We start from the raw sequence: 18,251 nt of genomic DNA on the forward strand, positions 1-18,251 counted from the left end.
TATCATGGCTAAAACAGTGGTTATTGGCATGTCGGGCGGGGTAGATTCCTCGGTGTCGGCATGGCTGCTCAAACAACAGGGTTACAACGTCATTGGTCTTTTCATGAAAAACTGGGAAGACGATGACGACTCGGAGTATTGCTCGAGCCGACAAGACTGGCTGGACGCGGCCAGCGTGGCCGACCTGGTGGGTGTAGACATTGAGGCGGTGAACTTCGCCAGTGAATACAAAGACCGGGTGTTCTCTGTGTTCCTGAGTGAGTACTCAGCAGGCCGCACCCCCAACCCGGACATTCTTTGCAACAGCGAAATCAAGTTCAAAGCCTTTCTGGACCATGCCTACAGCCTGGGAGCTGACTACATTGCCACAGGCCACTATGCCCGCGTGCGGGAAGTGAATGGTGAATTCCAGCTGCTAAAAGCAATCGACCACAGCAAAGATCAATCGTATTTTCTGCACCGGCTGAACCAGGCGCAACTCAGCAAAACCCTGTTCCCACTGGGCGAAATACAAAAAACCGAAGTTCGCAAAATTGCACTCGAACTGGGGCTTTCCAACGCCACCAAAAAAGACAGCACTGGCATTTGCTTCATTGGCGAACGCCCGTTTCGGGAATTCCTGAATCGCTACCTGCCCACCGCGCCCGGCCCCATTCTGAATGACGAAGGTCAACAAATTGGTGAACACGTGGGCCTGAGCTTTTACACGCTGGGTCAGCGCAAAGGGATTGGCATTGGCGGCCAAAAAGAAGGCAATGGCGAACCCTGGTTTGTTGCCCGCAAAGATTTGAAAAACAACACGCTGTATGTGGTGCAAGGGCACGACCACCCCTGGCTGCACCAGAAAGTACTGACTGCCGAACAGGTACATTACATTTCAGGCCATACCCCAAGCGATGCGCACATGGCTTGCAAAGCCCGTTACCGCCAAGAAGATTCATCCTGTGATTTCAAACAGACAGAACAAGGGTTCGAATTGAACTTTGAAGAAAGCCAGTTTGCGGTCACCCCGGGGCAAAGCGCCGTGCTCTATCAAGGCGAGGTTTGCTTGGGCGGCGGCGTTATTGCCTGAAACACGGCATAAAAAAAGCCCCGACCAATTCGGGGCTTTTTTCTTTGGTGCATTCAGCTGAGTTACTCAGGCTTGGTGTCTTCAAAACTGGGGCGACAAGCCAGGCGCTCGGAATATTCATTCAGTTCCGGATACAGTTCACGCCACTTCAAATCGGGCATGCGGAAATCAAGATAAAACAAGGCACAACCTACAGTGATATCGGCCAGGCTGAATTGCTCAGTCAGGTAAAAACCTGGGGTGGTTTTAATGCGATGGGAAACCCAGGCCAGGCCATTGTGAATTTTCTGGGTTTGACGGTCAATCCAGGGTTGGCTGACCTTGTCGCCCTCGTGGAATTTCTTTTCCAGAATGATATCCACGGCCGCCTGACTCAAACCCTGCCCCAACGATTCCATCGTGCGAACCAAGGCACGGTTATTGGGGTTGGTTGGCAACAGGGGCACCGTTGGCATCATGTATTCCAGCATGCCTGAGATAACCAGTGAATCAAATACGGTTTGACCACCATCCAAAATCAGGCAAGGCACCTTGCCCAGAGGATTGTGATCGCTGATGCGGGTGTTTTCGTCCCACACATTTTCAAGTACAAACTCGTACGGAATTTCTTTTTCTTGAAGCTGAACGCGAATTTTGCGCACGAAGGGGCTAGTCAGGGATCCCACTAGTTTCATCACAGTTCTCCTAAATACAATCCTGGATGAGATTGCGTCTTGTTTTTTACGACCTGAAAGTGTCTAACAGTTTTACAAATTGAACAAGCAGAATTCCAAAATACCGCCGAGGACACCACTCCTCTCGAATAGTTTCCAGCGAGACAGGTTACAATACAAGGCCTTGAAAAACCTCAATTTTTACCATTCGCATGATCTCTTCAGACTCCTTAAGCACATTAACCGCAATCAGCCCGCTTGACGGCCGTTATCAGTCCAAAGTGGCCAATTTGCGCCCCCTGCTCTCTGAAGCCGGGTTCATGCATCACCGCGTTATCGTTGAAATTGAATGGCTCAAGGCGTTGGCCAACGCAAGCTTTTCTGAATTGCCCGCCTTCTCAGCACAAGCACTGGCCAAACTCGACGCCATCAAAACTGAATTTTCAGAGGCCGATGCACAACGCATCAAAGAATTCGAAGCCACCACCAACCACGATGTGAAGGCTGTTGAATATTTTATTAAAGAAAAGTTTCAGACCGATGAAGAACTGAAAAAATCGGCTGAATTCGTTCACTTTGCCTGTACTTCCGAGGACATCAACAACATGAGCCATGCCCTCATGTTGAAAGCAACGCGTGAACAGGTGATTTTGCCGACGCTGGATCGCATGGTCACCACCCTGCGCAATTACGCCCACCAGTTTGCCGACTTGCCCATGATGTGCCGCACCCATGGCCAGCCCGCCAGCCCCAGCACCATGGGCAAAGAATTTGCCAACGTAGTGCACCGCCTGGAGCGCGCCATTGTTGCCATCAAGGCTGTGGAATTACCCGCCAAAATGAACGGTGCGGTGGGCAACTTCAATGCCCATTTGTCAGCCTACCCTGAATTCGACTGGGAAAAGTTGAGCCGCGATTTGATTGAAAGCCTGGGACTTACCTTCAACCCCTACACCATTCAAATCGAACCACACGATGGCATTGCCGCCCTGATGGACGCCATTGCACGCACCAACACCATTTTGATCGACCTAAGCCGCGATATTTGGGGTTATATTTCTTTGGGCTACTTTAAACAGAAGCTGAAAGCCGGTGAAGTGGGTTCGTCCACCATGCCACACAAGGTCAATCCAATTGATTTCGAAAATGCCGAGGGCAATTTGGGCATGGCCAACGCGGTGCTAAAGCACTTGTCTGAGAAATTGCCCGTGTCTCGCTGGCAGCGCGATTTGACTGACTCCACAGTGCTGCGCAATTTGGGCGTGGGCATTGGTTACGCGATCCTGGCCTACGAAAGCTGCCTGCGTGGCTTGGGCAAGCTGGAAGTGAACGAAGCTGCAATTGCAGCAGACATCGACAACGCTTGGGAATTACTGGCTGAGCCAGTACAAACGGTGATGCGCCGCTACGGCCTGCCCAACCCATACGAGCAACTCAAGGAGCTAACCCGCGGCAGAGGCATTACTCAAGCGGGCCTGCAACAGTTCATCGCCCAACTGGATTTGCCCCAATCTGAAAAAGATCGCCTTCTGGCAATGACCCCAGCCAGCTACATCGGCAAGGCCGCTGAACTGGCCAAGCGCATTTAATAATCTTCCCCGAGGCAAACTGTCACCGTTTGTAAGTACCCTGCCTCGGGGATGATCAGCTCAAAATACCCACGCATACTCAAGCACATAGAGTCATTTTTGGTGTTTGACCATGCGTGCGGGCCTCGGATTTACCTTGATTGAACTGACATTTGCAATCGCAATTGTTGGTGTGCTCGCCACCCTGAGCTACGCAGGCTATGAAGCATCGTGGGAAAAATCGAACTTCCGCTCCATGCGGGAATTCGGCGTGGAGCTGGCGCTAAGCCAGCAACTGCACAGGCAACGCTATGGCCGCTACGCACAAAATGTCTCAAGCAGTGGCACGCCAAATGCAAATCGCTTGGTTCTGCCCTCGTCGGGCAACTACAACGTGGTTGTCTCAAATTCCGACTTCCGTGGTTACCGGGCTGAAGTCAAACCGAGCGTCAACGCGCCGCTTAGGCTACCCGAATCCTGCAGAACACTGATTGTTGAAAGCGACATGGGCATTCAACGCTTTGGCGCCCGGTCTGCCGCCAATCAAAACACCTCTGACAGGTGCGTTCCTCATGGCTAAGCGCATTGCAGGTTTCACCTTAATCGAGATATTGATTGGCATGGCAGTGGTCGGTGTACTGGCCATTGCAGTCATTCCCAGCATGAACTCGGTGCTGAACAAACAGACCTTGAAGGTCAAAGTTTCGCGCCTGGACACCTATGTCGATCAAGCGCGCAACCTGGCAGCGATTACAGAATGCCCTGTCGAGATGAACCTGCAGCCCGGCAACAGTGCAGTGAACGTGAATGTGGCCGTTCAACATGACCGTTTCATGAAAGGCTGTAGCGCCTGGTACTCCCAAACCAACAATCAGAATAGTCGGGGTTTCTCCGCAACGCTTCGGGATGTCACGCTGACCAACGCCACCAACCTTCATTTCAAGGCAGTGTCGGGCCTGCTGGATACACAAAACCAAACACAACTAACCCTCAATTACAGAGACAAGCGCGCAGAAATCACTTACCTGGGTATTGGCAACGGGGTGGTGAGCTATGAATAACAAAACCAGGCCTTATTACGGCGCGTCCTCGGTCAGCCTGCTGATTGGCATGGCCTTGCTGACCATTAGCATTACCGGTGCACTCAAGTTGATGGGGGTCAGCATACGCGCACAAAATGACCTGAATACCGAGAATCTGGTCGATCAGGTCAATCGAATTGGTGAAATTATTACAGTTCACCTGAACAGGGGCGGTAGCTACCAAAACCCCGATGTTGAAGCCAAGGGCATACAGTTGTGCAGCCTGCAAAACCAATCCATGCAATGCAATGGCTACCAGTCCACAAACCGAAACTTCTGCCTGAGCATTCCAACACGCGTTAGTCGCAGCGGCAATGATGTCATCAACCTGACTGGCTTTCGATTGTTCAATGGAGTACTCGCCCAACGCGAATTGGCAGGTGCAAACATGGCGCAATTTGACCATGGGGCATTTTGCGGCAACAACCCAGCCTGGCTTGATTTGAACAATGTGCGTGACTTTGAGTTTACCAACATCCGGTTCTGCAGGTTTCAGGCCAACACGCCCGGGCAGGTTACCCAGAATTATGAGCAGAATTGCAACTCGGTCATCGAGAACAATCCCGAATCCAATATGTTCTGGATCGCCATGTTCAAAGCACGGATTGGCGATAACGTAACCGAGGGGCAGTACGAAGAAGCCAGGATTATCCACCTTCTCAACACCACACGGGTAAGGATGGGATCATGAACAAGTGGCTGCGCATGCGAAAAAAATTCCAGTCGGGTGCCCTTGGTGTATTTGTATGTGTGGTGCTGGTGATTGTGTTTGGGTTGATCAGCGTGCAAAACGTAACAACCACCAGCCTGGATCTGTATTTGTCAAATTCCAAGCAACACATTGAGGAAGCACGCCAACTGGCCTACGCGGGTCTGCGCCATTACACCCACAATTTTGGAAATGATGCTGCCATTCAGAAACTAATCGATGATTACAAAGGCAACACCGCCATTATCGGGGAGTGCTCTTTGACTGTTGCGCTGCCAGAAACACTGGACCCACAAATACAAGTGGCCAGTCCGAACACGCCAGACAACAACCGACAAGACATTGTAATTCGCGGCATGATCGTGCCCTATAACTGCGACCATGCCATTTCAGATGAAAACTACCGAGCCACTTTTGAAATAGTGGCCAGTGTGAACTGCGTGGGCAGCCAGGGCGTGCAATCGGGCTGTGTGAAACGGTCATTTGTATTCAATCGCGAAGACAGCAATGGGCGTCCGTACAATCCCATTCAAACACCGCCGCCACCCGTTCAATCCCCGCGTCCGTCAGAGCCGCCGCCCAGGGAAGAACCCAGGCCACCACCACCGAGATCACAGGGTAAACATGAAGTGGGATTCTAGAAAAAACGGATTTTCAATGGTCGATGCATTGATCGCCATCCTGGTGCTGTCCGTTGGATTGGTGCTGTATGCCAAGAACTGGACAGCCAACTTCGGTGCCAAAAACTCGACCCATGTGCGATCGATCGCGGCAACACAGGTCGCCGAGATCGGCAATGTGTTGCTGGCCAATATTTCGGACCTGGATCGGGACACGCCACGTGGGCAAATTATTTCTCGTATGCAACAGTTCTCGGGGCAGCTTGAGAACCACTTGAACGGCTACGCCGGCGCAAGAGGCTACGAATGCACGAGCAATGGCCCCCGGGCCTTGGGATCAACCAACAATTCAATTAATTTGAACGACGCCACACTGCCCCGGGCATGGGCGCAAGGTGCGGCTTCATGTGTCAGCATTCAACCATTGCCCAACCTGAACACTCAAACAAACGGAGTGTGGGTGCACATTGAGGCCAGCTGGATTGACGCACACACGCGAGACAACCAGAGGGAAAACGTGAGTGTTTATACTTTGGTCAGCCCGCTTTGATATTACTTTGAATACAACTGGGGACCCAGGCGATGAATTAACCGATCACTCACAAACGCGTGAATGACCGCAAATTGTTCGTCACTCAATGACCTCAATGCAAAACCGTAGCTTGAGGAAGCGGGGCCGGAGTCGCGCGGCTTGGAAACCACGTCTGCATCACATTCAATCACATACTTTCTGTCATCGAGAATGATTTGAAAAGCAATTGAAATCGTTTGCCCAATTTTCAGTGAAACAGCCTTGGCAAACAACAGTTCAACGCCGCCCGTGGAGATGTTGTCGATCACGGCCGCGGTGGGCTCGGCATCACCACTTTTAGGTCCCGCCAAACGTATGCTTGCCGGAAGATCACAATTGACACGTCGTGCCCGACGAATGGCCTGTGACTCCAAGTGAGTTTCGTGCGGCCACGACATCACGATCAGTGGGTGCGGTGACAGCAACACCTTCTCGATCATTGAGCTAAAACGGTAAATCGACAAACCATAAGTGGCTTGAAACTCCCAGACCTGCCCTTCTTTGGTGAACACACACTTGCCGTCTCGCATGGGGTGCGTAATCAAAATGGCGGCCTGCGGAATACTGCCAATCAAACGCACATGAAACGGATCTTTCGCCTGAGCGGGCGCAAACATTTTCAGCTGACTACCGGTTTCAAAGGGGTCTTCGAAGGCCTGCTTTGCAGGAAGCATTCTAGGCAAAGTGCTGGAGTCGATTTGTTGCTTGCCGGGTTGAATGACAAACTTGGTCGCCCACCTGGGGTTGTGGTAAAGACCCTTGGCAGCCAGTTCATCCAGCTGTTTCTGGCTGGTCACCGCTTGCCCTTCTGCGAGCAGCAACACCCCGCCTCGATCAAAAATGGCGAATGGCAGCGCCTTGCCTATTTCAACGTCGCCCTTGGCCAATGGCGACAGGTCTTTGGGATTGTCCACGCTGCCTCGCTTGCTAACCCCGCTTTACGGAGTCTCAAATTCTTTGTCTTTCTTTACAGGCTTAACCAAATCTTCTCGAGTCAACCCCATCCACATCAACATGGGACTTGCAACCAACACCGAGGAGTAAATACCGAACAGAATACCGATGGTCAGCGCCAAAGCAAAGCCGTGCAAGGTTGGGCCGCCAAAGAACAACATCGAACACACCATGATCTGGGTAGAGCCGTGGGTAATGATGGTGCGAGAAATTGTGCGGGTAATCGCACTGTCGATCGTCTCAGGCACTGACATTTTGCGGACTTTCTTGAACGTCTCACGAATTCGATCGAACACCACCACCGATTCGTTCACGGAATAACCCAGCACCGCGAGCACGGCAGCCAATACAGAAAGGGAAAACTCCCAACTGAAGAAGGCGAAGAAGCCGAGAATAATCACCACATCGTGCAGGTTGGCAACAATGGCAGACACCGCAAATTTCCATTCAAAACGCAGTGCCAGGTAAATCATGATGCCGATGATCACCACCATGAGCGCGATCACACCGTTTTCAGCCAGCTCACGACCCACCTGCGGCCCCACGAACTCAACCCGCATCAACTGAACGTCGGGGCCTCCCAGATTCAGCACCTGCTCCGTCATGGCCTGTTGGTTCAACTTGCCATCTACGCCCAAAACTCCGGACTGCAGGTCTTTCACAGCCAACCGCACCAACACATCTCGGGCCGTACCAAAGTTTTGTACCTGCGGTTCGCCAATGCCGGTGGCACGTAGCCCTTCCCGAATTTTCTCAAGTTCCGCAGGTTGAGAATAACGGGCCTCAACCAACACACCGCCGGTAAATTCCACACTCAGATTCAAGCCTTTGGTGGACAGGAAGAAAACCGCTGCCGCAAAAGTCAGGAACGAGATGATGTTGAAAATCTTGGCATGCCGCATGAACGGGATGTCGTTTTTAATTCTGAATAATTCCATTTCTTCTTACTCTGTTCGTTGGTGGTCAGGCTTTTTTGGCCACGGCTGTGTTGCTATCAGGGCGCCAAATTTGCCCAATGCTCACAGAGTCCAGTTTTTTCTTTCGGCCATACCACAGGTTAACCACGCCACGCGATACCACGACCGCGCTGAATATTGAAGTCAGGATACCCAGGCAGTGCACCACGGCAAAACCACGCACAGGGCCCGAGCCAAAAATCAACAAAGCCAAACCAGCAATCAGGGTGGTAATGTTCGAATCCAGAATGGTGGCCCATGCGCGCTCGTAACCCGCTGCAATGGCCTGCTGGGGCGCAGCGCCCTCGCGGAGTTCTTCGCGGATACGCTCGTTAATCAACACGTTGGCATCAATCGCCATACCCAAAGTCAGTGCGACAGCGGCCAAACCGGGCAGGGTCAAGGTGGCCTGCAGCACCGACAACAGCGCAAACAGCAGCAACACGTTCACCGCCAGGGCAAAGACCGAGAAGACACCAAACAACAGGTAGTAGGCCATCATGAAGATGCCCAAGACAACGAACCCGTACAAGGTGGAATTGATACCCTTGTCAATGTTGTCAGCACCCAGGCTTGGGCCAATGGTGCGCTCTTCGATAATATCCATGGGCGCAGCAAGTGAACCGGCACGCAGCAGCAAAGCCAGGTCAGCCGACTCCACAGTATTCATGCTGCCGGAAATTTGAACGCGACCGCCGCCAATTTCCCCGCGAATGACAGGCGCAGTCACGACCTCGCCCTTGCCTTTCTCGATCAACACGATCGCCATGCGCTTGCCAATGCTTTCAGCGGTTACCGTCCTGAAAATACGGGAACCCTGGCTGTCCAAAGTCAGGTGCACCGCGGGTTCCTGGGTTTGATTGTCAAAGCCAGCTTGCGCATCGGTCAGGTTGTCCCCGGTCAAAATCACTTCTGATTTCAACAACAGTTCGCGCCCACCACGCTCGGTGTAGCGCTCCAGCCCAAAGGGCACGATACCGCTGGCCAAAGCGGATTGGGCCTCGGGGCTGTCATCCACCATTCGCACTTGCAGCGTGGCTGTACGACCCAGAATGTCTTTGGCCTTGGCAGTATCCTGAACACCCGGCAATTGGACCACAATGCGATCCGCACCCTGGCGTTGAATGACGGGCTCGGCCACGCCCAATTCGTTGATTCGATTGTGCAGCGTTGTCATGTTCTGGCGCAACGCATATTCGCGAGCCTGCTGCTCCACCTGCGGTGCCAAGCTTACGTTCAAGGTGAATTCAGTACTGTTCTCAGGTGCAAGCAATTGCAGATCGGGCGAGTCTTTCGCCAAAGCCGCCTGGGCCTTGCTGCGGGTCTCGGCGTCGCGGAAGGTCAGACTAAAGCCGGCAGGGGTGCGCGTGGCACTGGCGTAGCGCAGGTCTTCTTCGCGCAGGGTTTGCTTGGCACTGCCCAGCAAGGCGTCTTTGCGCTTCTCAAGCGCCGCATCCATGTCCACCTGCAACAAGAAGTGCACGCCACCGCGCAAATCCAGACCCAAATACATGGGTAGCGCATTGATGTTGGTCAGCCAGTCAGGTGAGCGGGACAACAAATTAAGGGCAACAATATACCCCGGGTCGTTCGGGTCAGGATTAAGCTGGTTTTGAAGAAAATCACGCGCCTTCAATTGCGCTTCAGACGATTTGAACCTGAATTTCAGTGTTCCACCACCCAGCGTTTCTTCGAAAAACACCCCGTCGGGCTTGATACCTTGCGCCTCAAGCTGACTGGACAATCGTTCAGCCAGATCGGGTGACACTTTCAAAGTGGATTTTCCACTTGAAACCTGCACGGCAGGCGCTTCGCCATAAAAATTGGGCAGGGTGTATAACACACCCAACACCAACACAATGGCGATCATCAGGTACTTCCAGACAGGGTATCGATTCATGACAGCAAATTAACGAGTTTCTTTCAGGGTGCCGCGAGGCAGCAGGCTTTGTACAGCAGCGCGTTGCAGCACAACTTCAACAGGTTTGTCACCCATTTCAGCCACTTCCAGCGTGATGTACGATTCGTTGATTTTGCTGATTTTTCCCAGCAAACCACCCGAGGCGATCACTTCATCGCCCTTCTGCAGGGTTTCAACCATGGCTTTGTGTTCTTTCTGACGCTTCATTTGGGGACGAATGGCCAAAAAATAAAGTACGCCAAACATCAAAATGAGGGGCAGGAAGCTTAAAAGGCCACTTTCCGGGCCAGCGGCTGCGGATTGCGCAAACGCGGATGAAATCACAGTCATCTCCTTAAAGTTGTGATGGGTTCGCGCCGAGTATACAACGCTTGACACTTAAAATTCAGACCAAAAGGCTTGACTTGGGTTCCACTTAAAGATTCACTTGGTGATTGTGGGAACAATAAAAACAGGCTTTGATCTATGTCGAGCAAGATAGAACAGGCAACCCTGGGCGGGGGTTGTTTCTGGTGTACGGAAGCTGTTTTCCGGCAACTCAAGGGAATTGAGCTTTGCGAATCGGGTTACAGCGGCGGTAGCGACCCCAACCCCAATTACGACAAGGTGTGCGGTGGACGTACCGGCCACGCCGAAGTTATTCGGCTGCACTTTGACCCGGAATTGATTTCATTCCGTAAAATTCTGGCGGTATTTTTTGCCATTCACGACCCCACCACCTTGAACCGACAAGGCAACGACGTGGGCACACAGTACCGGTCTGTGATCTTTTTCCACAGCCCGGAGCAACATGACACTGCCGTGGCGTTTGTGGAAGACCTGGAGAAGCGAAAAATTTTTCGCGACAAGGTCGTCACCGAAATATCACCCTTGCTGAATTACTTCCCCGCGGAGAAGTACCACCAGGAATATTTCGAGAACAACCCCATGCAGCCTTATTGTGCTTATGTGGTGGCTCCCAAGGTTGAAAAGGCAGAAGACCTGTTCGGCGACATGTTCAAGCGTTAACTTGCCTTGTATTTGCCCATGCAGTGCGAAATGGCCCAAGCGGCCATTTGCATGCCCATGGTGGCGGTCACGGTAACCACTGAGCCATAACCTGCACAGTTCAAGCCAGCAGACGGCTCGCAGGCCTCACTGCGCTTGACCTGCTCTGCTGAATAAAACACAGACACACCCAGTTTTTTCTTGGGGTCTTTGGCATAACCATGTTCACGGCGCAGTGTGTAACGCACTTTGGCCAGCAGGGGGTCGTTGGTGGTGTCGCGCAAATCGGCTGGTTGCACCAGCCAAGGCTTTGTTTTTCCGCCAGCACTGCCCGACAACACCACAGAAATATTCAAACGCGCGGCCACTAGCGCCATGGCGACTTTGGCACGCACATTGTCGCAACAATCCAGCAACACCTTGTACTTACCGGGCGTGGCCGAAAATTCCGTCAACAATGTTTGGGCATTGTCCGGTTCCAGAAATGCGTCCACCAAGGTGATTTGGCACTGCGGGAAATAGCTGTGAATGTGATCGGCCAGCGCTTTGATTTTCTCTTGGCCCAGTGTTGTGTCGCAGGCCTGAATTTGCCGGTTGATATTGCTTTCAGCCACATGATCCATGTCGACCAGCGTAATCCGCCCAATACCGCTACGAGCCAAAGCCTCGGCAGCCCACGAACCCACACCACCCACGCCAACCACCATGGCGTGAACATCTTGATTGAGAAAGGCATGGGCGCCATCGCCATACAGGCGATTCAATCCACCAAAGCGACGGCTCAAATCCGGATCGTCGTTCATCAACGCGCTTCCAGATCAACGATACTCACCGCCACTTCACGGGTGTCGTCGCCACGCATCACCAACAAATTTGCGGTGCCGCCCACACCAATTGCTTCCAGCGCCTTGGAAAGCTGCAACACATTGGCCACAGGTTTGCGGTCCACGGCAATAATGATGTCGCCGACCACACCCGCTTGCAAATCAAACGGTTTCAAACCAGCCTTTGCAGCCGGCGAGGCCGGCTCAATGCCCATCACGGCAACACCGCGAATGCCCAGGCGGCGGGCCAGCGACTCGTCGGCTACAGCAATACCAATGCCGGGGCGCGGCAAAGTGCCCCGCTCGATTAGCTGAGGCACAATTTGATTGACCAAATCCACCGGAATGGCAAACCCGACCCCCGCGGAGGAACCACTTTGCGAGAGTATCGCCGTGTTCACACCAATCAAACGCCCAGCGGAATCGAGCAAAGGCCCACCCGAATTACCCGGATTAATTGCGGCATCGGTTTGAATGACATCTGGAATTTCACGCCCATTGCTGACAGGCAAGGTTCGCCCCAAGGCACTGACAATGCCTGCGGTCAGGGTTTTAGACAAACCAAAGGGATTGCCGATTGCAAACACCGACTGGCCCACCAGCAAGTCGCCAGACGTACCCACAGGAATGGGGCGAAGAGTGGCAGGCTTGTTAACCAGGCGAATCACGGCAAGGTCATAGGAAGGTGCAATACCCACCAAGCGAGCAGGCAGGGGCTCAGAATCATCAAGCTGCACGCGAATGCGGCTGGCTCCCTCCACCACATGGGCATTGGTCACAATGTGCCCGGCATCGTCCCAAATAAAACCGGAACCAGTGCCTTCAGCGACACGCCTGAAAAACAGTTGACCTTGCACACTCTCGGTAAAAATGTAGGCCACAGAAGCCTTGGATACCTCAAACAGTTCCACCACGCTTTTTTCACCCGCGGCGAGATCACCCCGCGCCTCGACCACACGCGGTGTGACATTTTCCGGGCGACTTGTGAACAGGTTTTCGATACTTGACTGGTTGTACAGCACATAGAGCAAAGCCACGAACAACACAAAGGCTAGCAATGCCGTGGCTGAAGCACCGCGTTGATTCTGGTTCGGTTTCACGAATTTGGATCCTGCTGGTTAACTTCGGGATTCGGGTTGAATTGAAAACGCAGGGCCACTGCATTCGAATCAATTTGTATTAATTTGAAGGTGCAAGTGCGCTGACCGGTGGAGGTCTTTTTGTCACGCCGCAATTTGGTGCGTGCGGCGATCAAGGAGTCGGGGTCGCAGTCGGGAACAGCCCAGCAGGCCTGGTGAACAAGTTCACCACCGCTTTCTTGAAGCCCGGCAGCGAGCAAGTCCATGTCATTGCTGTGCAACAGGCCAATGCCTTGCTCGCCTTCAATCAATACCCTGCCCTGTTCATCCTGATACATGGCCAAAGGCCACCCCACCAGGCCGGTGTGCGTGCTCAACATTAAGTCGCCTTGTGCCAAGGGGTGGATTCGATACACCCAAGGCGTGTAGGCCAAATGCACGTAAGCCTTTTGAGGACCATTTTGAAAATAAAAACGACCGTCAGGTTCGCAGCCGTAATTGCGGGCCATGAAATTCAAAATACGCGGATGGCTAATTGTTAACCCTTCCGGTGCCGGCCCGGTAAGCAGCCAGTCGCCCTGCAAGTTCAGTTTGAGCCAACCTGCGATAGCTGGCACATTGGGCCAGCGCGCCAGTGCCTTTTCTACAAGATCATCCACCGCTCACTCCCGTGTGTGGTCCAGTGTGTTGCGCAAAGAAAGCATCGCACTGCTTGGGTAACCAGTCCAGCCCCAAACGCAAATTGCGACCATCGGCAAAGCCCACATGACCGCCATGATCGGTGAACAGGCAGTTCACCAGCGGCGACACCTCATGCGGCCCGGGCAAATGCTGCCCGCTCATGAAAGGATCATTTTTGGCGTGAATCATCAAAGTGGGTACCGCAATGTGTTTCAGCAAGGGCTTCGCTGATGACACTGCATAGTAATGCTCGGCATCCCGAAACCCATGCCAAGGGGCGGTTACACGGTTGTCAAAATCGAAAAAGTCTTTGCAAGCAGCAATGTCTTCAATCTTTCCCAATTCAGGAAATCGTTTGATTTTCTCAATTGATTTTGGAATCAAGGTATTTAAAAACATGCGGGTGTAGACCCGATTAAATCCTTTGGCCAAGGAGTTTGCACCTGCGAGTAAATCCACGGGTGCGCTTACGGACACCGCTGAACTGATCACTTCTCCAGCTTGCTTTTCTTGCTCGCCCAGCCACTTCAGCAGCACATTGCCACCCAACGAAACACCGGTGACATGCATGCGGTCAACAGCAGGAAATTCGCTGCGCAGTCGGCGCAATATCCAGTCCATTTCCGCAGAATCACCTGAATGATAGGCACGTGGCATTCGATTATTTTCGCCGGAACATCCCCGAAAATGTACAACCACACCCACAGCCCCTACCATGCGGGCCTGGTTCATCACCGCAAGGCTGTAGTGGCTGCGCGAGCAACCCTCGAGACCATGAAACAACACCCACAGCGTGTGGTGTTTTACAGCTTGTGCAGGGGGCTCGGTGAAATCGAGGTCGATGAAGTCGCCATCGGGCGTGTTCCAGCGCACACGGTGATAATGCACGCTGGGTTTGTTGGCCCAGCGGGCTGCCAGAATGGTTTGGGAATGGCCCTCAGGAAGCCACCAGGGCGGACGGTACACCATACTGCCTCAGTGCCCTTAGTGCAGCGTGGGCTGCGGGTCGAAGTCGGACAAATCATCCTCAACCATTTCTTCAGCGTCCATGGCCGGGCTTGCGTGATGCATCACGATTTTCCAGCCGTTCGGCCCCTTGTGATACACATTGGTCGCATTCACCTGCACCACATGGGGCTCACCGCGTGAGCTGCTCATCATCACCTGTTCAACAATGTTGTGCACCGAGACCATGACACCTTCCACACGGTGCACCGGCACCACGCGAATTTGAAGCGCGCCTGCCGAAAGAATTTCTTTCCAGGAGTCGCGCACGTCGTGATAACCCTCCACGCGGGGACCACCCGGGTGAATACACACCACATGCTCATCATCTGCCCACAGGTCCATCAGGGCTTCCAGATCGGCTGCTTCCAGTGCCTCGTAAAAGGCTTGCTCGATGTCTTGCGGGGAGGAATGAATAACTTTGGCTCGGGACATTCAACGCACTCCAATCGGTATTAATGTGTTTTGAATGGGACTCACTGAAACACCACGGTTTTTGATCCGTTCAGAACTACACGGTGCTCACAGTGCCATTTCACAGCGCGAGCCAACACCATACATTCGGTATCACGGCCACGGGCAGTTAGTTCTTCAGGTGTTAAGGAATGGTCTACGCGGGCCACATCCTGCTCAATAATCGGACCTTCATCCAGATCGGAAGTCACATAATGCGCAGTGGCGCCGATCAGCTTGACCCCTCGATCGAAAGCTTGTTGATAAGGCTTGGCACCTTTGAAGCTAGGCAAAAAGCTGTGGTGAATATTGATCACCCTGCCCAACATGTCGCGACACAATTCAGGCGACAAAATTTGCATGTAGCGGGCAAGCACCACCAGGTCAATTTTTTCGCGCTCAATAATTTGGCGAATTTGTATTTCCTGCAGTTCTTTCGCCTCGGTCTTCACGGGCAGGTGATAAAACGGAACCCCGTACGACGCAGCCAGCAAAGCAAAGTCCTGATGATTCGATACGATGGCAGGAATTTCACAGGGCAGTTGCCCGCTTTTCCAGCGAAACAACAGGTCGTTCAGGCAATGACCAAATTTGGACACCATCAGCAACACGCGTGGCTTTACCCGCGCATCAAAAAACTGATATCTCATGGCGAACGGCTCTGCAACCTTCGCAAAATTGGCCTGTAACTCGACTTCAGTCAGCTTGCTTTCAAGGGGCAATGAAAAATGCACGCGCAAGAAAAAAAGGTTGGTTGATTCGTCGCCAAACTGGGCGGAATCCAGAATGTTGCACTGTTGGTCAAACAAAAATTTGCTGACGTTGTACACAATACCCGTGGTGTCTGGGCAAGAAATAGTCAGGATGTAATCACGCATGGTAAGGCCAGGGTGCATTGAAAATGGGCTTGTAAGATCATACTCCCTGTGAAGCAGGCACCAACTGATCCGACACCATTTTCGGGTCGAGCTTTTTCAGGCAATCGGTGTGGCCCAGCGGGCATTCTCGCTGGAAACAGGGGCTGCACTCCAGCTGCAGGTAATACACCTTGGCCTTGTTGCTCAAGGGTGGGGTGTGGTGCGGGCTGCTGGAACCGAACACCGCATGCACCTGCACATTCAATGCTGCAGCCACATGCATTAATCCAGAATCGTTGGTCAGCAACTGGCTGGCTGCTGACATCAGTGCCATTGCTTGGGCCAAACTTGTTTTGCCTGCAAGGCTTTCAGCACGCGACAGTAAGTCTACCGGCAACAGGCTGAGAATTTCAGCACAAAAAGCGGTGTCTTTCGGACCGCCGAACAACACGACCTGCTGCAAAGGATTGCGCAGCAAAAACTCAATGGCCACCGCCGCAAAGTGCTCAGCGGGCCAGCGCTTGGCCGGACCGAACTCGGCACCAGGCGCCAAGGCCAGGAACCCTGGCTGCAAGCCGAACTCGGTGCAGGCAGCAGTGCCCATGCCCGCCTCAACATTCAACACCGGGAACTCAAGCAACTCGCCTGAATAAGCACCAAGCTGGCCGTACCACTCGATCATGGGTGGTTTGGCTTTCTTGGATGGCTTTGGCAAAGCGTGCGTCAGCACAGCAGTACGAAGCTCGCCGCTGTAACCCACCCGCTTTGGAATGCCTGCAAACCAGGGAACCAGCGCCGACTTCAGTGAATTGGGCAACACCACGGCCATGTCAAAACCACGGCCAGCAAGCGATGCACCAACCTGCCTGCGCAAGCCCCATTGCAACTTACCGTGAGAAAAAGGTTCGACCTGTACTGCACGCACTGCGTGACTGAACTGGTATACCGGCGCTGTGACCGGGGGAGCCAATACGTGAATTTCGCAAGGCCTGCCGTCTGCAGACCGCAATGTGTTGTCTTGGTGCAAAGCCTGGATCAGCGACAGGCTCATGACCGCATCGCCAATCCAGTTGGGGGCAACAATCAAAACCTTCAATGTGCGTGTACTTTTGCACCAGGTTTCAAGGTGTACACCGTGCCGCAGTAAGGGCAGGTGGCCTTGCCTGTTTTGGTGACATCCAGATAAACCTTCGGATGCGTGTTCCACACCGGCATGGCCGGGTTGGGACAAAATGCAGGCAGTTGATCACCATCAAGCTGCACTGTTTCATGTTTTGCTTTTTTGTCACTGATCATGATGAATTACGCCCGTGTCAGCCAGTGTTCATACTTTTCATTTCGACCATACACCACGTCGAAATAACGCTTTTGAAGCTCTTCGGTAATCGGGCCGCGAGTGCCCGCGCCAATGGTTCGGTTGTCCAGCTCACGAACAGGCGTCACTTCGGCCGCAGTACCCGTGAAAAAACACTCATCGGCAATGTAAATGTCATCACGCGTCAAGCGCTTGCTTTTCACTTCCATGCCCATTTCACGGGCCAGGGAGATGATGGTGGAGCGGGTAATACCTACCAAGGCCGATGCAATTTCAGGCTCATAGATGCAACCGTCTTTGATCACGAACACGTTCTCGCCTGCACCCTCAGCCACGAAACCGTCCACGTCGAGCAACAGGGCTTCATCGTAACCATCTTGAATGGCTTCGGTATTGGCCAAAATGGAATTGGCGTAGGTGGCAGCAAATTTGGCGCGGGCCATGGTTACATTCACATGGTGGCGAGCATAGGAGGAGGTTTTTACCCGAATTCCCTTTTGCAACCCTTCTTCGCCCAAATAGGCACCCCAAGGCCAAGCGGCGATGGCCACGTGGGTTGCTGCCCCCTTGGGTGACACACCCATTTTTTCCGAGCCATAAAAGGCGATCGGGCGGATATAGCAGGAATCAAGATTGTTGGCACGCACCACTTCGCAACAGGCGTCCATGATCTGCTCACGCGTGTACGGCATGTTCATGCGGTAAATGTGGGCAGAGTTGAACAGGCGGTCTGTGTGCTCTTTCAACCTGAAAATGGCTGGGCCCTTGTCAGTTTTGTAGGCACGCTCGCCTTCGAACACCGACAAACCGTAGTGCAAACTGTGTGTGAGCACGTGAATTTGCGCTTCACGCCACGGCACAAGCTTGCCGTCAAACCAGATAAAGCCATCGCGATCGGCCATTGACATGCTGAATTCTCCGAAATTCCAAGATTTACCAAACCG

22 protein-coding genes are annotated in these 18,251 nt (G+C 53.0%); 8 read left to right on the plus strand and 14 right to left on the minus strand.

From position 1 onward, the window contains the following. Positions 1 to 4: 4 nt before the first annotated feature. Positions 5 to 1,072 (plus strand): tRNA 2-thiouridine(34) synthase MnmA, encoded by a 1,068-nt coding sequence (gene mnmA, locus FRIGORI9N_RS05980; protein WP_371717150.1) that lies wholly within the window; start codon positions 5 to 7, stop codon positions 1,070 to 1,072. A gap of 62 nt (positions 1,073 to 1,134) precedes the next feature. On the opposite strand, the gene FRIGORI9N_RS05985 is transcribed toward mnmA, so the two are convergent. Beyond that, positions 1,135 to 1,746 carry a glutathione S-transferase C-terminal domain-containing protein gene (locus FRIGORI9N_RS05985; protein ID WP_159568921.1) on the minus strand — a complete coding sequence of 204 codons (612 nt, stop codon included), beginning with the start codon at positions 1,744 to 1,746 and terminating at the stop codon, positions 1,135 to 1,137. 191 nt (positions 1,747 to 1,937) lie between these two features. Here FRIGORI9N_RS05985 and purB point away from each other — a divergent pair, with 191 nt between their 5' ends. From purB to FRIGORI9N_RS06015, 6 genes are all read left to right on the plus strand, one after another. After that, positions 1,938 to 3,314, plus strand: coding sequence for an adenylosuccinate lyase (purB, locus tag FRIGORI9N_RS05990; RefSeq protein WP_159568922.1), 1,377 nt, complete (start codon positions 1,938 to 1,940; stop codon positions 3,312 to 3,314). 112 nt (positions 3,315 to 3,426) lie between these two features. Next, positions 3,427 to 3,873 carry a type IV pilin protein gene (locus tag FRIGORI9N_RS05995; RefSeq protein ID WP_159568923.1) on the plus strand — a complete coding sequence of 149 codons (447 nt, stop codon included), beginning with the start codon at positions 3,427 to 3,429 and terminating at the stop codon, positions 3,871 to 3,873. Next, complete coding sequence (locus FRIGORI9N_RS06000; protein ID WP_159568924.1) at positions 3,866 to 4,354, plus strand: Tfp pilus assembly protein FimT/FimU; 489 nt, start codon at positions 3,866 to 3,868, stop codon at positions 4,352 to 4,354. The genes FRIGORI9N_RS05995 and FRIGORI9N_RS06000 overlap by 8 nt, the downstream gene beginning before the upstream one ends. Next, positions 4,347 to 5,066 carry a hypothetical protein gene (locus tag FRIGORI9N_RS06005; RefSeq protein WP_159568925.1) on the plus strand — a complete coding sequence of 240 codons (720 nt, stop codon included), beginning with the start codon at positions 4,347 to 4,349 and terminating at the stop codon, positions 5,064 to 5,066. The genes FRIGORI9N_RS06000 and FRIGORI9N_RS06005 overlap by 8 nt, the downstream gene beginning before the upstream one ends. Continuing rightward, positions 5,063 to 5,725, plus strand: a complete 663-nt coding sequence (locus FRIGORI9N_RS06010; RefSeq protein ID WP_159568926.1) for a hypothetical protein — start codon at positions 5,063 to 5,065, stop codon at positions 5,723 to 5,725. Before FRIGORI9N_RS06005 ends, FRIGORI9N_RS06010 begins: the two co-directional genes overlap by 4 nt. After that, the gene (locus FRIGORI9N_RS06015; RefSeq protein ID WP_236550808.1) at positions 5,709 to 6,254 is read left to right on the plus strand and encodes a hypothetical protein; all 546 of its coding nucleotides are present in this window, start codon (positions 5,709 to 5,711) and stop codon (positions 6,252 to 6,254) included. The genes FRIGORI9N_RS06010 and FRIGORI9N_RS06015 overlap by 17 nt, the downstream gene beginning before the upstream one ends. Positions 6,255 to 6,256: 2 nt before the next feature. On the opposite strand, the gene FRIGORI9N_RS06020 is transcribed toward FRIGORI9N_RS06015, so the two are convergent. From FRIGORI9N_RS06020 to yajC, 4 genes are read right to left on the minus strand one after another with little or no spacing between them, the layout of a single operon-like run. Next, on the minus strand, positions 6,257 to 7,189 hold the full coding sequence (locus FRIGORI9N_RS06020; RefSeq protein WP_159568928.1) for a flagellar brake protein: 933 nt from the start codon (positions 7,187 to 7,189) through the stop codon (positions 6,257 to 6,259). 24 nt (positions 7,190 to 7,213) lie between these two features. After that, on the minus strand, positions 7,214 to 8,167 hold the full coding sequence (gene secF / locus FRIGORI9N_RS06025; protein ID WP_159568929.1) for a protein translocase subunit SecF: 954 nt from the start codon (positions 8,165 to 8,167) through the stop codon (positions 7,214 to 7,216). A 25-nt stretch (positions 8,168 to 8,192) separates the two neighbouring features. Next, a complete protein-coding gene (secD, locus tag FRIGORI9N_RS06030; RefSeq protein WP_159568930.1) occupies positions 8,193 to 10,085 on the minus strand; it encodes a protein translocase subunit SecD in 1,893 nt (630 codons plus the stop codon). Positions 10,086 to 10,094: 9 nt separating this feature from the next. After that, positions 10,095 to 10,436, minus strand: coding sequence for a preprotein translocase subunit YajC (yajC, locus tag FRIGORI9N_RS06035; protein WP_159568931.1), 342 nt, complete (start codon positions 10,434 to 10,436; stop codon positions 10,095 to 10,097). Positions 10,437 to 10,571: 135 nt separating this feature from the next. Here yajC and msrA point away from each other — a divergent pair, with 135 nt between their 5' ends. Next, positions 10,572 to 11,114, plus strand: a complete 543-nt coding sequence (msrA, locus tag FRIGORI9N_RS06040) for a peptide-methionine (S)-S-oxide reductase MsrA (RefSeq protein ID WP_159568932.1) — start codon at positions 10,572 to 10,574, stop codon at positions 11,112 to 11,114. Here the strand turns inward: msrA and FRIGORI9N_RS06045 are convergent. From FRIGORI9N_RS06045 to FRIGORI9N_RS06085, 9 genes are read right to left on the minus strand one after another with little or no spacing between them, the layout of a single operon-like run. After that, a complete protein-coding gene (locus tag FRIGORI9N_RS06045; protein WP_159568933.1) occupies positions 11,111 to 11,896 on the minus strand; it encodes a ThiF family adenylyltransferase in 786 nt (261 codons plus the stop codon). The genes msrA and FRIGORI9N_RS06045 overlap by 4 nt on opposite strands. Beyond that, positions 11,896 to 13,017 carry a S1C family serine protease gene (locus FRIGORI9N_RS06050; RefSeq protein ID WP_159568934.1) on the minus strand — a complete coding sequence of 374 codons (1,122 nt, stop codon included), beginning with the start codon at positions 13,015 to 13,017 and terminating at the stop codon, positions 11,896 to 11,898. The genes FRIGORI9N_RS06045 and FRIGORI9N_RS06050 overlap by 1 nt, the downstream gene beginning before the upstream one ends. Continuing rightward, positions 13,014 to 13,655: a DUF2946 family protein gene (locus FRIGORI9N_RS06055; RefSeq protein WP_159568935.1), complete on the minus strand. Its 642-nt coding sequence runs from the start codon at positions 13,653 to 13,655 to the stop codon at positions 13,014 to 13,016. The genes FRIGORI9N_RS06050 and FRIGORI9N_RS06055 overlap by 4 nt, the downstream gene beginning before the upstream one ends. Further along, positions 13,648 to 14,646: a hydrolase gene (locus FRIGORI9N_RS06060; RefSeq protein WP_159568936.1), complete on the minus strand. Its 999-nt coding sequence runs from the start codon at positions 14,644 to 14,646 to the stop codon at positions 13,648 to 13,650. The genes FRIGORI9N_RS06055 and FRIGORI9N_RS06060 overlap by 8 nt, the downstream gene beginning before the upstream one ends. Before the next feature lie 15 nt (positions 14,647 to 14,661). Continuing rightward, entirely contained in the window at positions 14,662 to 15,117 is a 456-nt protein-coding gene (locus tag FRIGORI9N_RS06065; RefSeq protein WP_105028166.1) for a nuclear transport factor 2 family protein, read from the minus strand. A 41-nt stretch (positions 15,118 to 15,158) separates the two neighbouring features. Beyond that, positions 15,159 to 16,013, minus strand: a complete 855-nt coding sequence (gene purU / locus FRIGORI9N_RS06070) for a formyltetrahydrofolate deformylase (RefSeq protein WP_159568937.1) — start codon at positions 16,011 to 16,013, stop codon at positions 15,159 to 15,161. A 37-nt stretch (positions 16,014 to 16,050) separates the two neighbouring features. Then, positions 16,051 to 17,088, minus strand: a complete 1,038-nt coding sequence (gene waaF, locus FRIGORI9N_RS06075; protein ID WP_236550809.1) for a lipopolysaccharide heptosyltransferase II — start codon at positions 17,086 to 17,088, stop codon at positions 16,051 to 16,053. Next, positions 17,085 to 17,288, minus strand: coding sequence for a zinc-finger domain-containing protein (locus tag FRIGORI9N_RS06080; protein ID WP_008249601.1), 204 nt, complete (start codon positions 17,286 to 17,288; stop codon positions 17,085 to 17,087). Before FRIGORI9N_RS06080 ends, waaF begins: the two co-directional genes overlap by 4 nt. 6 nt (positions 17,289 to 17,294) lie before the next feature. Then, the gene (locus FRIGORI9N_RS06085; protein ID WP_159568939.1) at positions 17,295 to 18,215 is read right to left on the minus strand and encodes a branched-chain amino acid transaminase; all 921 of its coding nucleotides are present in this window, start codon (positions 18,213 to 18,215) and stop codon (positions 17,295 to 17,297) included. Positions 18,216 to 18,251: the final 36 nt, after the last annotated feature.

This window comes from Limnobacter sp. 130 (genome assembly GCF_902506325.1).
Classification (GTDB): domain Bacteria; phylum Pseudomonadota; class Gammaproteobacteria; order Burkholderiales; family Burkholderiaceae_B; genus Limnobacter.

Bases quoted from the DNA above. Each gene is read 5' to 3' on its own strand.
- mnmA (WP_371717150.1), top strand. From the start codon at position 5: ATGGCTAAAACAGTGGTTATTGGCATGTCGGGCGGGGTAGATTCCTCG.
- FRIGORI9N_RS05985 (WP_159568921.1), bottom strand. From the start codon at position 1,746: ATGAAACTAGTGGGATCCCTGACTAGCCCCTTCGTGCGCAAAATTCGC.
- purB (WP_159568922.1), top strand. From the start codon at position 1,938: ATGATCTCTTCAGACTCCTTAAGCACATTAACCGCAATCAGCCCGCTT.
- FRIGORI9N_RS05995 (WP_159568923.1), top strand. From the start codon at position 3,427: ATGCGTGCGGGCCTCGGATTTACCTTGATTGAACTGACATTTGCAATC.
- FRIGORI9N_RS06000 (WP_159568924.1), top strand. From the start codon at position 3,866: ATGGCTAAGCGCATTGCAGGTTTCACCTTAATCGAGATATTGATTGGC.
- FRIGORI9N_RS06005 (WP_159568925.1), top strand. From the start codon at position 4,347: ATGAATAACAAAACCAGGCCTTATTACGGCGCGTCCTCGGTCAGCCTG.
- FRIGORI9N_RS06010 (WP_159568926.1), top strand. From the start codon at position 5,063: ATGAACAAGTGGCTGCGCATGCGAAAAAAATTCCAGTCGGGTGCCCTT.
- FRIGORI9N_RS06015 (WP_236550808.1), top strand. From the start codon at position 5,709: ATGAAGTGGGATTCTAGAAAAAACGGATTTTCAATGGTCGATGCATTG.
- secF (WP_159568929.1), bottom strand. From the start codon at position 8,167: ATGGAATTATTCAGAATTAAAAACGACATCCCGTTCATGCGGCATGCC.
- secD (WP_159568930.1), bottom strand. From the start codon at position 10,085: ATGAATCGATACCCTGTCTGGAAGTACCTGATGATCGCCATTGTGTTG.
- yajC (WP_159568931.1), bottom strand. From the start codon at position 10,436: ATGACTGTGATTTCATCCGCGTTTGCGCAATCCGCAGCCGCTGGCCCG.
- msrA (WP_159568932.1), top strand. From the start codon at position 10,572: ATGTCGAGCAAGATAGAACAGGCAACCCTGGGCGGGGGTTGTTTCTGG.
- FRIGORI9N_RS06045 (WP_159568933.1), bottom strand. From the start codon at position 11,896: ATGAACGACGATCCGGATTTGAGCCGTCGCTTTGGTGGATTGAATCGC.
- FRIGORI9N_RS06060 (WP_159568936.1), bottom strand. From the start codon at position 14,646: ATGGTGTACCGTCCGCCCTGGTGGCTTCCTGAGGGCCATTCCCAAACC.
- FRIGORI9N_RS06065 (WP_105028166.1), bottom strand. From the start codon at position 15,117: ATGTCCCGAGCCAAAGTTATTCATTCCTCCCCGCAAGACATCGAGCAA.
- purU (WP_159568937.1), bottom strand. From the start codon at position 16,013: ATGCGTGATTACATCCTGACTATTTCTTGCCCAGACACCACGGGTATT.
- FRIGORI9N_RS06080 (WP_008249601.1), bottom strand. From the start codon at position 17,288: ATGATCAGTGACAAAAAAGCAAAACATGAAACAGTGCAGCTTGATGGT.
- FRIGORI9N_RS06085 (WP_159568939.1), bottom strand. From the start codon at position 18,215: ATGTCAATGGCCGATCGCGATGGCTTTATCTGGTTTGACGGCAAGCTT.